Origin of the sequence: Pseudoalteromonas sp. CH_XMU1449-3, assembly GCF_037027245.1 — a bacterium.
In the GTDB taxonomy this organism is placed as follows: Bacteria; Pseudomonadota; Gammaproteobacteria; order Enterobacterales; family Alteromonadaceae; genus Pseudoalteromonas; species Pseudoalteromonas shioyasakiensis.
In genome coordinates, this window is record NZ_JAYMDY010000001.1 from 472,377 (window position 1) to 485,730 (window position 13,354).

Below are 13,354 nucleotides of genomic sequence, written 5' to 3' on the forward strand. Positions count from 1 at the left end.
CTTGTCTCTTTGATGCCATTGTATTTTATAGCAAGGCAAAAGCATAGAGTTTGTAAAAAGAAACTCAAACTGCACACTTGAACACTGTATTGTCGACCACCATTTACGGTATACTGCTAGGAATTAAATTTTAATATTGCCTGTATTGTCGCCAAACTTGTTTGATTTATGTACATTGCAGGTGCAACACGTTTTATCGGAACCTTTACATGTTTGAGAATCTCCAAGAACGCTTAGGTAAAACCTTAAAAAATATCAGTGGCCGCGGACGCCTAACTGAAGACAATATAAAAGATACATTACGCGAAGTCCGCATGGCATTTTTGGAAGCGGACGTTGCATTACCTGTTGTTCGTGAGTTCGTTAAGCAAGTTAAAGAACGCGCCGTAGGTGTTGAAGTAACAAAAAGCTTAAGCCCCGGCCAAGTCTTTATTAAGATTGTTCGTGAAGAACTTGAAAAAGCCATGGGTGAAGCTAACGAAGAGCTAAGCCTTAATGCACAGCCGCCAGCGGTCGTAATGATGGCGGGTTTACAAGGTGCTGGTAAAACGACCAGTGTTGGTAAACTAGCTAAATTCTTAAAAGAGCGTAAAAAGAAATCTGTATTAGTTGTGAGTGCCGACGTTTACCGTCCGGCAGCAATCAAACAGCTTGAAACACTGGCTGATGAAGTGGGTGTTGAATTCTTCCCAAGTGACATTTCACAAAAGCCGGTTGATATCGCAAACAATGCGATTTCGCACGCGAAGAAGAAATTCATTGATGTGGTATTAGTTGATACCGCAGGTCGTTTACACGTCGATAACGACATGATGGACGAGATCAAAGCACTTCACAGCGCGATTAACCCAATCGAAACCTTATTCGTTGTTGATGCGATGACTGGTCAAGATGCGGCAAACACTGCAAAAGCATTTGATGAGGCGCTTCCTTTAAGTGGTGTGATCTTAACCAAGACCGATGGTGATGCCCGTGGTGGTGCTGCATTATCGATTCGTCATATTACCGGTAAGCCAATTAAGTTTATGGGTGTGGGTGAGCGCACTGATGCTCTTGAACCATTCCACCCTGACCGTATTGCTTCTCGTATCCTAGGTATGGGTGATGTACTTTCATTAATCGAAGAAGTCGAAATGAAAGTAGATAAAGAGAAAGCCGCTAAAGTTGCCGAAAAAGTATTTAAAGGTGATGGTTTCACATTAGATGACTTTGCTGAGCAACTTCGTCAGATGAAGAACATGGGCGGTATGATGTCGATGCTAGATAAGCTGCCAGGCATGCAAAACCTACCAGACGCTGTAAAAGGCCAGATGGGTGATAAAACTTTCGTACAAATGGAAGCTATCATCAACTCTATGACGCCAAAAGAGCGTGCTCGCCCAGAAATCATCAAAGGCTCACGTAAAAAACGTATTGCTGCAGGTTCTGGCACTCAGGTGCAAGAAATCAATAAACTGCTTAAGCAATTTACGCAAATGCAGAAGATGATGAAGAAGATGAAAGGCAAAGGTGGCATGAAGAAAATGATGCGCGGCATGAAAGGCATGTTACCACCAGGCATGATGGGTGGCGGCCCTAAATTTTAATAGTGCTGTTTATTAAGTGTATAAAAAGGAGCATATAGCTCCTTTTTTTGTAGATAATTTATGCGTAGTTGTTAGCTGCATGTAAGATTTAAAGCCCAGATCAGTGTTTAATCAACTAAACTTACATTTTGCAGCAGTTCTTACTTGCAATGTTGCAAAAAACTCGTACAATTCCCCAGCTTCCCGTATTGGGGAGTAAATCTTATTAATGAAAACAGTCAATCTAATGTAGAGGACGGTATGGTAACTATTCGTTTGCAACGTGGTGGCGCTAAAAAACGCCCTTTCTATCAAATTGTGGTTGCGGATAGCCGTTTCTCGCGTGACGGTCGCTTCATCGAGAAAGTAGGTTTCTTTAACCCAATCGCTTCTGGTCAGGAAGAAAAAGTACGTTTAGATTTATCTCGTGTTGATCACTGGGTAGGTCAAGGCGCATCTCTTTCAGATCGCGTAGCTAAGTTAGTTAAAGACGCTCGTAAAGCGGCTTAATAGGCGTAAGAGTAACCATGAGTCAAGAGAACACCTCGTATATTACAGTAGGAAAGCTCGGTGCCCCGTATGGTATAAAGGGCTGGCTTAAGGTGCATTCATTTACTGATGATCCCGAAGGGATCTTCGATTTCAGCCCATGGTTGATAGGGCAACAAGGTAAATGGCAGACCTTAGAAGTGGTCGACTGGCGTCGCCACAACAAAGGCTTTATCGCTAAAGTTGCGCAAGTAAACGACCGAGACGAAGCAATGGCTTTAACCAATGCAGAAATCTCAGTAGATGCAGCGCAGCTACCAGAATTACCGCAAGGTGAATTCTATTGGCGAGATCTGATCGGCATGTCTGTTATAACTGATAAAGGTTATAACTTAGGCACTGTTGATGACCTAATGGAGACAGGGTCAAATGACGTTTTGGTTGTGAAAGCAAACAAAAAAGATGCATTTGGCCAAGCAGAGCGTTTAATTCCTTTCTTAACAGATTCTGTTATTAAAGAAGTTAAACATGATGCAAGAGAAATTACCGTAGACTGGGACCCAGGGTTTTAATGTCACAAACGAGTTCGCTATGGGTAGGGGTGATAAGCCTTTTCCCGGACATGTTTGATGCGATTACCACCCAAGGGGTAACAGGTCGCGCAGTTAAAAATGGTCTAATCGACTTTAACTGTTGGAACCCACGTGACTATGCCACTGATAAGCATAGAACTGTGGATGATCGTCCTTACGGGGGCGGTCCCGGCATGTTAATGATGGTTGAACCATTGAAACAAGCTATCCTTGACGCCAAAAAAGCGGCAGGTGATGGTGCAAAAGTAATTTATATGTCCCCGCAAGGGCGCAAATTAGATCAGCAAGGTGCAAGCGAGCTTGCACAATCAGAAAAGCTGATTCTAATTGCAGGTCGCTATGAAGGTATAGATGAGCGAATCATAGAATCATACGTTGACGAAGAATGGTCAATTGGTGATTTTATTTTAAGTGGTGGTGAGCTACCCGCGATGACGCTAATTGATGCAGTAGCACGATTAGTACCAGGGGTGTTAGGTCATAACCAGTCAGCTGAGCAGGATTCATTTTCGAATGGCTTGCTTGATTGTCCTCACTATACACGGCCAGAGACATTGGATGATAAACAGGTGCCTGCTGTATTACTCAGCGGAAACCACCAAGAAATCGCTAAGTGGCGCACAAAGCAATCACTTGGTAGAACTTGGCTTCGTCGTCCTGACTTGTTGCATAACCTAGCTCTGACTGAGGAGCAAGCGGCACTCCTTGCTGAATTTCAGCAAGAGTACCAACAAGCTTGTGGCTAGAAGACAGTTACACCTAGGAAAGTGAGAAATATAATGGCAAAAGTAAACCAAAATATTATTAAAGCGCTTGAAGAAGAGCAGCTTAAAACAGACGTACCAGCATTCGGCGCTGGTGATACAGTAGTTGTACAGGTACGTGTAAAAGAAGGTAACAAAGAGCGTCTACAGGCCTTTGAAGGTGTTGTAATCGCTAAGCGTAATCGTGGTCTTCACTCAGCATTCACAGTTCGTAAAATCTCGAGCGGTGAAGGTGTTGAGCGTGTATTCCAAACGCACAGCCCTCTTATCGATAGTATCTCAGTTAAACGTCGCGGTGCAGTTCGCCGTGCGAAACTTTACTATCTACGTGAGCGTTCTGGTAAATCTGCACGTATTAGAGAAAAACTTAACTAATACGCGCTGTTTTACAACGCAAAATAAAACGGGTTGCAGCCTTAGGTTGCAACCCGTTTTGGTTTTTATAACACAAAAAAATTTTCCTTCCCTGAGAAATACCGAAATACTCCCTTCTAACTTATCTGTTATCCCTTTATAAGCTAAGCTACAAGAGCGCTAGGGCTTTGTGCTTTGGCTATTATCCTGTTACTATAATTTGTATTAAAAGCTTTACTTTTTTGTATATAAATATTTACGTTTTTAGGGTTTGAGGTGTAGTAACGTGGTAACAGTGAATGATCTAGCTGATTTAAGAGCAGGAATAGATGAATGTGATGCGCAATTGGTGGCATTACTGGCAAAGCGTAATGGGATTACAGAAAAAATAGGCGCAATTAAGCAACAAATCGGTGCTCCATTACATGCACCTGATCGCGAGGCTGATTTACTCGCGGCACGTCGTAAAGAAGCAATCGCACAAGGGGTTAACCCTGAGTTAGTTGAAGATATCCTGCGTCGTATGATGCGTGAAGCCTATCAGAATCAGCAAGGTAGCCTTGCTTGTGTTGCGCCTCAGTTATCACCTATTGTAATTGTTGGTGGTGAAGGTGCCATGGGTCAGCTATTTGCTCAACAGTTTACTCGTTCAGGTTATGAAGTGCGTATTTTAGATAAAGCACAGCAAGCACAAAGTGAAACGATATTAAAAGGGGCAAAATTGGTTCTTGTCAGTGTGCCAATTAATGCACTTGAGCAAGTTGTCGCAGCATTACCAACACTTGATGATGACTGTTTGCTGGTTGATATTACCTCTGTTAAGCAAAAACCTTTAAAAGCACTTATGGCGGCTCATAGCGGCCCTGTAGTTGGCTTACACCCTATGTTTGGCCCAGATATTTCACATTGGGTAAAACAAACGGTTGTGGTGTGTGAAGGGCGAGATCATGAAGTGGCTAAAGGGTTAATGGCACAACTACAAGTTTGGGGCTGCCAAGTAGTTGAAATGGATGCTAAAAAACACGATGAAGCAATGCAGATCATTCAGGTTATGCGCCACTTAACAACTTTTGTATATGGCCAGTTTCTTGCCAAGCAAAGCCATACACTTGCAGAGCTTCGCAGCTGCTCATCACCCATTTATCAATTAGAGTTAATGATGGTAGGGCGCTTATTTGCCCAATCGCCAGAGCTTTACTCTGATATCATGCTTGCGCAATTCGACGATGTCGAAGCACTGCTTGCCAACTACCAAGATACTTTTGCAGACACGCTAGAAAAGTTAAAAGCAGGGGATAAAGCATCATTGATTGCCGCATTTGCTGATGCAAAAGAATACTTCTCAGATGCGACAGCGCACTTCTTAACGCAAAGCCGTAGCTTACTCAATAAAGCAAACGACGCAAAAGTGCTAGATTAAACAGATCTAATCTAGCAAAAAAATCTATCAAAAAAGCCCGCATCAAGCGGGCTTTTTAGTTTCAAATATTTAGTTTTAAATAATCGTTTTAATGACCACCTAATGAGCCAAGTAACGCACCGCTGTGGTGATTGATTAAGCCCCATTGATACAGTAAGTCAGTCATATCTGAAAGGCTGAATAAAGTCATGCTCAAGCCAACAATTGTCAACACTATGGTATAAGGTAGCGCCATGTATACCATGCGTCCATAAGATAGTCTTAACACAGGGGCTAATGTTGATGTAAGCAAGAACAAGAAGGCAGCTTGTCCATTAGGCGTTGCAACACTTGGTAAATTAGTACCTGTGTTAATTGCCACAGCTAATAGGTCAAATTGATCACGGGTAATTTGACCTGCCTGTAACGCAGCAGCCACTTCATTGATATACACAGTACCCACGAACACGTTATCGCTGACCATCGAAAGAATACCGTTGGCAATAAAGAACATCACCAGTTGCAGCTGACCTTCAAAGGTAAGCACCCATGCGATCACAGGAGTAAATAAATGCTGGTCGATAATAACTGCAACAATAGAGAAGAATACGCAAAGTAATGCTGTGAATGGTAGGGCTTCTTCAAATGCTTTACCTAACTGGTGTTCTTCAATAATACCAGCACTGGCTGTGGCAAAAATAATGACAGACAAACCAATTAAACCAACAGTGGCTAAGTGAAGGGCTAAACCTATGATCAACCAAACAGCAATGAAAGCTTGAATCGCTAGGTTCACTTTGTCGCGTGTGGTGCGTTTTTTCTCAAGCTTTTTAGCATGATCCGATAAAATCGTGTGGATGGGGGCAGGGAGTTTTGCGCCGTAACCAAAGGCTTTAGTTTTTTCGAGTAAGAAAGTAGTGGCAATACCGGCAATCATAACAGGTAAAGTAATAGGCAGCATTCGGAAGAAAAATTCGCCAAATAACCAGCCAGCACGCTCTGCAATGATCAAGTTCTGTGGCTCGCCTACCATGGTACAAACACCGCCTAAAGCAGTACCAATTGATGCATGCATTAATAAGTTACGGAGAAAAGCACGAAACTCTTCAAGCTCTTGACGATTCACAGGGCGAACTTGGTTATCGTCATTAATATCATGCTCGCTGCTAGAGTCTTTTCCTGATGCCACCTTGTGGTAAATACTGTAAAAGCCCATCGCAACGGCAATAACAACGGCCATCACCGTTAACGCATCTAAGAAAGCAGATAAAAAAGCCGCAGCAATCGTGAACGACAGCGACAATACGGTTTTACTTCGAACCGAAACAACCAGCTTTGTGAAGATATACAAAAGCAAGTCTTTCATAAAATAGATGCCGGCAACCATAAAGATAAGTAACAGGATCACATCGATATTTTGCACTATTTCATGTTCAACTTGGCCGGCGGTTGTCATGCCGATAAATAAGGCCTCAATTGCTAATAAGCCTCCCGGTTGTAGCGGGTAACATTTAAGTGCCATGGCGAGTGTAAAAATAAACTCTAGCACTAATACCCATCCTGCCAGATAAGGGTTAAGTTGAAATAACACCGGGTTGATTAGTAAAAACGCAATAATGGTGTATTTATACCACTGTGGCGAAGTCCCCAAAAAATTTTTAAATATTGCTGGTAAAACGCGCTGCTGCATGGCCGTACCTTTTAATAGTGCTGGTTGTTATTGTTAATAATTAGAAATTCAGTATATCGAAAGTATTGTTATTTGGCGTACTTTTAATCCAAAAGGTCATTTATTTAACTAGATCTTGTAGATTTTTATGCACTGCGGAGTTAGTTTACTTGTTAGTTGCTGATCATCTGGTACAATCAGTGAGTTGAACACCAAATGCGGTAAAAGTAGTTGCTAACTCAAGTGGAAATTGGATGAGAATTTTTAAAGCGAAAAGCCCAGCAGGTTTTGCTGAAGAATACATTGTTGAATCTATTTGGAATGGTGACTTTCCGCCTGGCTCAATTCTTCCTGCTGAACGTGAATTGTCAGAGCTGATTGGTGTAACACGTACAACTTTACGTGAAGTACTTCAGCGTCTAGCCCGTGATGGCTGGCTAACTATTCAACACGGTAAACCTACCCGTGTAAATAACTTCTGGGAAACCTCGGGTCTTAACATTCTAGAGACGCTAGCGCGTCTTGATGAAGACAAAATGCCAGAGCTTACAGACCAATTACTTTCTGCTCGCACTAATATCAGCGCAATTTATACCCGTGCGGCTATTAAGCTTGCCCCAGAGCGTGTAATTGAAATCTTATCGCAAAGTGAAGAGCTTGAAGACAGTGCTCAAGCATTTGCTGATTACGATTATAAAGTTCACCATGAATTAGCAGTGGCGGGTAATAATCGTATCTACGTGCTTATCTTAAATGGTTTTAAAGGTTTCTACTCAAAAATTGGCTGCCACTACTTCTCTGATTCTCGTACACGTGAATTAGCGCGTCAGTTTTATAAAGACCTAACAGAGCTTGCTGAGCGTCGTGAGCATGATGGTGCGATTTCTATGATGCGTAAATACGGCCATCAAACAGGCGAAATCTGGCAGCAAATCCGTGGTGATATGCCAGAAGATATCATGGACTAAGCGTCCGTATTGATAAGTTATTATAAGAACCCAGCTAAAAGCTGGGTTTTTTTTGTTCTGTCGGTCAATTTGCACACTAATATAGAGTTATCTCAATCCACGTTTATTGCGAATCAATTTTTCCGATTAAGCATATCGTTTTTTTCGATTGTTCATTTGTCTGTAACCTCATTAAACTATCTTGCAAATTATCAATACTTACTCTTGGTTTTTGATTTTTAGTAACCATATCTAAGTGAGTATTGCATAGGCAATTGGAAATAAACTCAAATATTTGGAGATAAAAATGGGTGTATTAGTTGGCCGTCAGGCACCAGACTTTACTGCAGCAGCTGTTCTTGGTAACGGTGAAATCGTTGAAAACTTCAACCTAAAAGAAACTATCAAAGGTAAAAAAGCAGTTATCTTCTTTTACCCGTTAGACTTCACTTTCGTTTGTCCTTCAGAGCTAATCGCTTTCGACAAGCGTTTTGAAGAATTCCAAAAGCGTGGCGTTGAAGTAATCGGTGTTTCTATCGATTCACAATTCTCACACAATGCATGGCGTAACACTGCCGTTGCTGACGGTGGTATTGGTCAAGTTAAATATGCACTAGTTGCAGACGTTAAACACGAAATCTGTCAAGCATACGACGTTGAGCACCCAGAAGCAGGTGTTGCTTTCCGTGGTTCTTTCCTAATCGACGAAGAAGGTAACGTACGTCACCAAGTAGTTAACGACCTTCCACTAGGCCGTAACATCGACGAAATGATCCGCATGGTTGACGCGCTAGCGTTCCATAGCGAGCACGGTGAAGTATGTCCAGCTGGTTGGACTGAAGGTAAAAAAGGTATGGACGCAAGCCCTGCAGGTGTTGCTAAATTCCTTTCTGAAAACGAAGGCGACCTATAATCTAGGCCTTAGTTAAAGAATTAAAAAACCCGCCAATTGGCGGGTTTTTGTTTTTAAGCTCAACGATATTAGTTAAAGCGCATTGTTAGCTTAGTATAGAAATAACGACCACGTGGGTTATGTACGCTTGATACATAGCCATATAAGTCGCCATCACCATCACCGATTGCAAACGGAGGATCTTCATCAAACACGTTATTCACACCCACAGAAAGTTTGATTTTCTCTGAGAAGTTATACGCAGTTTGTAAATCAACTAGCGTTTGTGAATCAACCATACGTGATGTGTTGCTATCAAAGTCTAAATTACCGTCAAAGTCGATATCTGGTGTATCTTCAAACTCGCCAGTGTAACTAACGTTTACATTAGTATTGAAGTCACCCATTTCCCAGTTTGTTGAGAAAATCCAACGGTTTTCAGGGTAACGGTACTCGCCAGTGTAATCGCGGCCATCTTTCTTAAATTCGTTTTGGTAAGCCCATTCTAAATTGAATTTTAAGAAGCCATAATCGTTCATCGCATGCGTGTAGTTAGCTGATACATCGACACCTGATACTTCTTGTGATGAGACGTTTTCAAAGGTGCTGTAAACTTTTTGGATTACACCTAAACTCTGACCATTTTGTGGCGCTAAACGCACACACACAGTGCTGTTTTGGTCATTACAGTTGTTATCATAGATAGGGCCGAACTCTTGCTCGTCAATCTTATTATCTTGGGTAATGCTCCATACATCGATTCCAAAACCAAATTCAGCGGTTGGTGCCCAAATGAAACCCACATTCCATGACTCTGATTCTTCAGCTTCAAGGTTCGGGTTACCCGCAAATTGGATATTGTAATCTAGAGCGTTACAATCCTGTCCTGTTGCCTGACAGCGGTAAGTATCCACAAAGAATTGACTCTCTTCAGATGGACCTAAACCAATTTGTGCCAATGAAGGGGCGCGGAAACCTTGAGCCCACGAACCACGAACAGTAATTGAATCTGTAGGTGCCCAGCGAACAGCTACTTTAGGGTTTGTTGTTGAGCCAAAATCGCTGTAGTCATCGTATCGACCCGCTAACTGCAGTTCTAGGTTATCTGCTAACGGAATTGAAAACTCAATATACGCTGCGTATTGATCGCGTTCTGCAGCGGCTGAGACAGACTCAGTACCAAAGATTAACCCACGTTGAAATTGGTCGTCTGGAATATCGCTTACATCTTCTTCACGGTATTCAATACCAGCAGCCATCATTACTACATCATCGCCAAAGCTAAATGCTTCACCACTGATATTTGCATCAAATGAGGTCATATGAGACTCACCACGGCGCACTAAGCTTGTCGTGATACGGTCAATCACTGCTTGGTCATTATAGGTGCCGCCAAATGGATTATAGTTACCTGCATCGATTTCTTGTTGTAAGAAATCAGTGCGCACCCAACCTTGGCTTCTGTCACCGGTTTGCATTGATTTACTGCGACCTTTTTGAACTGCTGCTTCCCAGCTCCAGTCGCTGATCTCACCTTTTAGGCCTGCAACAAAACGCAGTGTATCTGATTCAATATCCCATTGGCGAGGGCCGGCATCTACGGTTCTGTAGCGACCAATTTCGATATCTTGGCCAAATGGGTTGTTAGGATGGCTTGCAGGTACTGTAAGGCCGGCATCTTCATCAAGCGGTGTAGGTGCCCCCGCTGCTTGCGACGTATTATGTTGTACTGCAACCTCTAAGAAAGCTGAAATGCCATTGTCGAAGTTATATTCAAATTGTGAGATAGCACCGACACGCTCAGATGCTGGGGTTACGTAGCCATACGGGCCGTAGTCAAATAAGCAGCTGCCACTTGCAGTTGCATTTTCTGCCGGGCAGGCTGGATCAATGGTTTTTTCACCATCTACATAGAAGTAGCCCGGGAAACCTCGCGATGAGCGAAAATCCATACCACCGTATGGTTCTTGGTTTGCTGTGCCTAGGCGGCCCATTTCATCAGAAGAGAGCGCTGTGTTGTTAAAGTAATCAATAATAATTGATGCGCTGCTTTTTTCTGTACTGGTACCCCAAACTAGGCTTGCTGTTTTTTCTTCGTAGTTAGGACCGTCAGTGCCACCATATCCAAGGTTTACCTCTAGGCCGTTAATATCTTTTTTTAAGATAATATTAACTACACCTGCAACTGCATCAGAACCATAAATAGCTGATGCGCCATCCTTTAAAATATCGATACGCTCAATCGCAGAGACAGGGATTGAGTTGATATCAACAAACGAATTAGTAATGCTTTCAGCAAAAGCGCTAATAGATACACGACGGCCATTAATAAGTACCAATGTTGCGTCTGAGCCTAAACCACGAAGGCTGACTGCTGCAGCACCATTAGCTGTAGAGTCTTGGTTATTACCGCGAGTAGAGAAAGTACCATTACCTGCAACTGGCATACGTTCTAATAGTTGTTGTAGGTTGTCGTAGCCCATGTTATCGATGTCTGCACGACTGATTGATTGAACCGGTGATGGCCCTTCAATGTCAGAGCGCTTAATGCGAGAACCTGTAACTTCAATACGCTCGACCTTTTCAGCTCCGTCTGACTCTGCAGCAGCTGACATAAAACTTGTGCCTGCTAATGCTGCAACTGTAAATGCATAGAGAGGTCGTTGTATAAAGCGATGGGTGTTCTTCATATATTTCAATCCTTGTATAATTGTGAAAGTGTTGTGAATTAATCACGACAAAGATTGATATCATGTAAATGGTGGCGAATGAAATAGCAAAAAAGTATGGGTTTATTAAGGGGTTAAGGTTCTTAAGTAGGGAAAGTCAGGACTGGTAAGGGGTACGAGCCTACCAAAAAGGTTAGGCTCATTTCATAAATTAAGCTTTATGTTTCATCAGGCGTTCTTTTTCACGCGCCCAATCTTTATTTTTTCCGTCTTCACGTTTGTCGTGCATCTTTTTACCTTTAGCAAGGTGGAACTCCAACTTCACCCAGCATTTTTTCCAGTACATTGCAGTCGCGATTAATGAAAAACCTTCGCGTTCTGTAGCACCGATAAGACGATCGATTTCACGCTTATTTAAAAGTAACTTACGATACCTTAAAGGATCGCAAATTACGTGAGTAGAAGCACTGTTGAGAGGCTGAATTTGACTGCCAAGTAAAAATGCTTCGCCGTTTTTAATGTGAATATAAGTCTCAGAGATGTTTACTTTACCAGCTCGGATACTTTTTACTTCCCAGCCCTGTAGTTCAACCCCTGCTTCGAACTTATCGTGTAAAAAATACTCATGACGCGCTTTTTTGTTAAGCGCGATGGTATTACTTGTCGATTTAGATGATTTTTTCTTAGCCATAGTGGCTCATATTATACGTAAAAACAGCGTTTTTACATCGCTTTTTTAAGGCTTTGCAGATATTTTCGTGTTACTAAAATTTGGGGAAATAGCCAAAGCTTGCTAAAATTCGCCGACAAAGTTGGGAGTGAATATGCCGCAAATAGAAAAAAGTGCGCTGGTAATGTACAGCAGCAAAGAAATGTTTGATTTAGTGAATGATGTTGATGCTTATCCAGAGTTTTTACCACATTGCTCAGATGCTAAAATCGTTACACAACAAGCCAGTGGCATGACGGCCAGTTTAGAGATCTCAAAAGCCGGCTTAAAAAAGTGGTTCACTACCGAAAATACCTTTATTGATGAGCAAACTGTTGCACTACGCTTAGTCGACGGCCCATTTAAAAAGCTGCAAGGTAAATGGCACTTTTTACCGCTAGACGATAAAGCATGTAAAGTTCAGCTTCACCTTGAATTTGAATTTGCTAGTAAACTTATTGAGATGGCTTTCGGAAAAGTATTTAACGAAGTCGCTAAGAACATGGTTAATGCATTTACACAACGTGCTAAAACTGTATATGGAGTTCGCCCATGATCACTGTTGAAGTGGTTTTTGCTTTACCAACAACGGCAACCAGTTTGCTGGTAGAAGTACCCGTCGGTACTACCGCTGAGCAAGCGGTGATTAAGTCGGGCATTATTGATAAGTGCCCAGAAATAGACGCAAATAACCTAACACTTGGGATTTGGAATCGTACTTGTAAACTGCATCAAGAAGTAAAAGATGGCGATCGCATAGAAATCTATCGACCGCTTATTGCTGATCCAAAGGATGCACGCAGACGCCGGGCTGAAAAAGCCAAAGAAGAGGGCCGTGCTAATAAGATTACAGGTGGGCGTCCACTTAATAAGGCATAAAAAAGGGTAGCTTAGGCTACCCTTAATTAATTCGAATTAATATTACTCTTGCTCTAAAGGTGTATTAAATTCGCTAGGTTGTTCATAGTCACCCGATAACGAAACGAGCTTATCGTTTTCAAAGTTAATAGTGAGTGACTTACGTTGCTCGTTACTGCGACCAATGTTGAATACGTACAGGTAGTGCCAGGTATTTTTATCAAATGAGTCTTCAGCTACTGGCTTGCCTAGTACATACAGTACTTGCTCGCGAGTCATATTTACACGTAGCTTATCTACATCTGACTGCTCTAAGAAGTTACCTTGAGGAATGTTGATTCGGTAAACCCAGCTTGAACACCCTGCTGTAGCACTTAAAGTAAGGGTAAGTACTAACCAAAAAGAAAAAGTTTTAAACGACTGCATTATTTGTTTGAATCCTTATT

At 42.2% G+C, this 13,354-nt stretch carries 14 protein-coding genes; 10 read left to right on the forward strand and 4 right to left on the reverse strand.

What is annotated here, in order from left to right; all coding sequences use genetic code 11:
• The first annotated feature begins 209 nt into the window (after positions 1-209).
• The 6 genes from ffh (at position 210) to tyrA (ending at position 5,185) form a co-directional block, all read left to right on the forward strand.
• Positions 210-1,586, forward strand: coding sequence for a signal recognition particle protein (ffh, locus tag WA256_RS01995; RefSeq protein WP_054551737.1), 1,377 nt, complete (start codon positions 210-212; stop codon positions 1,584-1,586).
• 240 nt (positions 1,587-1,826) lie between these two features.
• Entirely contained in the window at positions 1,827-2,075 is a 249-nt protein-coding gene (gene rpsP, locus WA256_RS02000; protein WP_054551736.1) for a 30S ribosomal protein S16, read from the forward strand.
• 17 nt (positions 2,076-2,092) lie between these two features.
• Positions 2,093-2,626, forward strand: a complete 534-nt coding sequence (gene rimM, locus WA256_RS02005) for a ribosome maturation factor RimM (protein ID WP_054551735.1) — start codon at positions 2,093-2,095, stop codon at positions 2,624-2,626.
• A complete protein-coding gene (gene trmD / locus WA256_RS02010; protein ID WP_054551734.1) occupies positions 2,626-3,393 on the forward strand; it encodes a tRNA (guanosine(37)-N1)-methyltransferase TrmD in 768 nt (255 codons plus the stop codon). Before rimM ends, trmD begins: the two co-directional genes overlap by 1 nt.
• Before the next feature lie 33 nt (positions 3,394-3,426).
• Positions 3,427-3,786 carry a 50S ribosomal protein L19 gene (gene rplS, locus WA256_RS02015; protein ID WP_054551733.1) on the forward strand — a complete coding sequence of 120 codons (360 nt, stop codon included), beginning with the start codon at positions 3,427-3,429 and terminating at the stop codon, positions 3,784-3,786.
• Positions 3,787-4,051: 265 nt separating this feature from the next.
• The gene (gene tyrA / locus WA256_RS02020; RefSeq protein WP_063527371.1) at positions 4,052-5,185 is read left to right on the forward strand and encodes a bifunctional chorismate mutase/prephenate dehydrogenase; all 1,134 of its coding nucleotides are present in this window, start codon (positions 4,052-4,054) and stop codon (positions 5,183-5,185) included.
• Positions 5,186-5,273: 88 nt separating this feature from the next.
• On the opposite strand, the gene nhaB is transcribed toward tyrA, so the two are convergent.
• The gene (gene nhaB / locus WA256_RS02025; RefSeq protein ID WP_335988693.1) at positions 5,274-6,854 is read right to left on the reverse strand and encodes a sodium/proton antiporter NhaB; all 1,581 of its coding nucleotides are present in this window, start codon (positions 6,852-6,854) and stop codon (positions 5,274-5,276) included.
• A 233-nt stretch (positions 6,855-7,087) separates the two neighbouring features.
• Between nhaB and fadR the strand changes: the two genes are divergently transcribed.
• Positions 7,088-7,801 carry a fatty acid metabolism transcriptional regulator FadR gene (fadR, locus tag WA256_RS02030; RefSeq protein WP_054561887.1) on the forward strand — a complete coding sequence of 238 codons (714 nt, stop codon included), beginning with the start codon at positions 7,088-7,090 and terminating at the stop codon, positions 7,799-7,801.
• 286 nt (positions 7,802-8,087) lie between these two features.
• Positions 8,088-8,693, forward strand: a complete 606-nt coding sequence (locus WA256_RS02035) for a peroxiredoxin C (protein WP_054561886.1) — start codon at positions 8,088-8,090, stop codon at positions 8,691-8,693.
• Positions 8,694-8,761: 68 nt separating this feature from the next.
• Here WA256_RS02035 and WA256_RS02040 read toward each other — a convergent pair whose 3' ends face one another.
• Together WA256_RS02040 and smpB are read right to left on the reverse strand one after the other, a co-directional pair.
• Entirely contained in the window at positions 8,762-11,287 is a 2,526-nt protein-coding gene (locus tag WA256_RS02040; protein WP_235591841.1) for a TonB-dependent receptor, read from the reverse strand.
• A 265-nt stretch (positions 11,288-11,552) separates the two neighbouring features.
• On the reverse strand, positions 11,553-12,032 hold the full coding sequence (gene smpB, locus WA256_RS02045; RefSeq protein WP_054551727.1) for an SsrA-binding protein SmpB: 480 nt from the start codon (positions 12,030-12,032) through the stop codon (positions 11,553-11,555).
• Between the two features lie 133 nt (positions 12,033-12,165).
• Here smpB and WA256_RS02050 point away from each other — a divergent pair, with 133 nt between their 5' ends.
• Both WA256_RS02050 and WA256_RS02055 read left to right on the forward strand, forming a co-directional pair.
• Positions 12,166-12,606 (forward strand): type II toxin-antitoxin system RatA family toxin, encoded by a 441-nt coding sequence (locus tag WA256_RS02050; RefSeq protein WP_054561884.1) that lies wholly within the window; start codon positions 12,166-12,168, stop codon positions 12,604-12,606.
• A complete protein-coding gene (locus WA256_RS02055) occupies positions 12,603-12,929 on the forward strand; it encodes an RnfH family protein (RefSeq protein ID WP_058585457.1) in 327 nt (108 codons plus the stop codon). The genes WA256_RS02050 and WA256_RS02055 overlap by 4 nt, the downstream gene beginning before the upstream one ends.
• A 42-nt stretch (positions 12,930-12,971) precedes the next feature.
• Here the strand turns inward: WA256_RS02055 and WA256_RS02060 are convergent, their stop codons facing one another.
• Positions 12,972-13,334, reverse strand: a complete 363-nt coding sequence (locus tag WA256_RS02060) for an outer membrane protein assembly factor BamE (protein ID WP_063528054.1) — start codon at positions 13,332-13,334, stop codon at positions 12,972-12,974.
• Positions 13,335-13,354 lie beyond the last annotated feature (20 nt).

Bases quoted from the DNA above. Each gene is read 5' to 3' on its own strand.
- ffh (WP_054551737.1), top strand. From the start codon at position 210: ATGTTTGAGAATCTCCAAGAACGCTTAGGTAAAACCTTAAAAAATATC.
- rpsP (WP_054551736.1), top strand. From the start codon at position 1,827: ATGGTAACTATTCGTTTGCAACGTGGTGGCGCTAAAAAACGCCCTTTC.
- rimM (WP_054551735.1), top strand. From the start codon at position 2,093: ATGAGTCAAGAGAACACCTCGTATATTACAGTAGGAAAGCTCGGTGCC.
- trmD (WP_054551734.1), top strand. From the start codon at position 2,626: ATGTCACAAACGAGTTCGCTATGGGTAGGGGTGATAAGCCTTTTCCCG.
- rplS (WP_054551733.1), top strand. From the start codon at position 3,427: ATGGCAAAAGTAAACCAAAATATTATTAAAGCGCTTGAAGAAGAGCAG.
- nhaB (WP_335988693.1), bottom strand. From the start codon at position 6,854: ATGCAGCAGCGCGTTTTACCAGCAATATTTAAAAATTTTTTGGGGACT.
- fadR (WP_054561887.1), top strand. From the start codon at position 7,088: ATGAGAATTTTTAAAGCGAAAAGCCCAGCAGGTTTTGCTGAAGAATAC.
- WA256_RS02035 (WP_054561886.1), top strand. From the start codon at position 8,088: ATGGGTGTATTAGTTGGCCGTCAGGCACCAGACTTTACTGCAGCAGCT.
- WA256_RS02040 (WP_235591841.1), bottom strand. From the start codon at position 11,287: ATGTCAGCTGCTGCAGAGTCAGACGGAGCTGAAAAGGTCGAGCGTATT.
- smpB (WP_054551727.1), bottom strand. From the start codon at position 12,032: ATGGCTAAGAAAAAATCATCTAAATCGACAAGTAATACCATCGCGCTT.
- WA256_RS02050 (WP_054561884.1), top strand. From the start codon at position 12,166: ATGCCGCAAATAGAAAAAAGTGCGCTGGTAATGTACAGCAGCAAAGAA.
- WA256_RS02055 (WP_058585457.1), top strand. From the start codon at position 12,603: ATGATCACTGTTGAAGTGGTTTTTGCTTTACCAACAACGGCAACCAGT.
- WA256_RS02060 (WP_063528054.1), bottom strand. From the start codon at position 13,334: ATGCAGTCGTTTAAAACTTTTTCTTTTTGGTTAGTACTTACCCTTACT.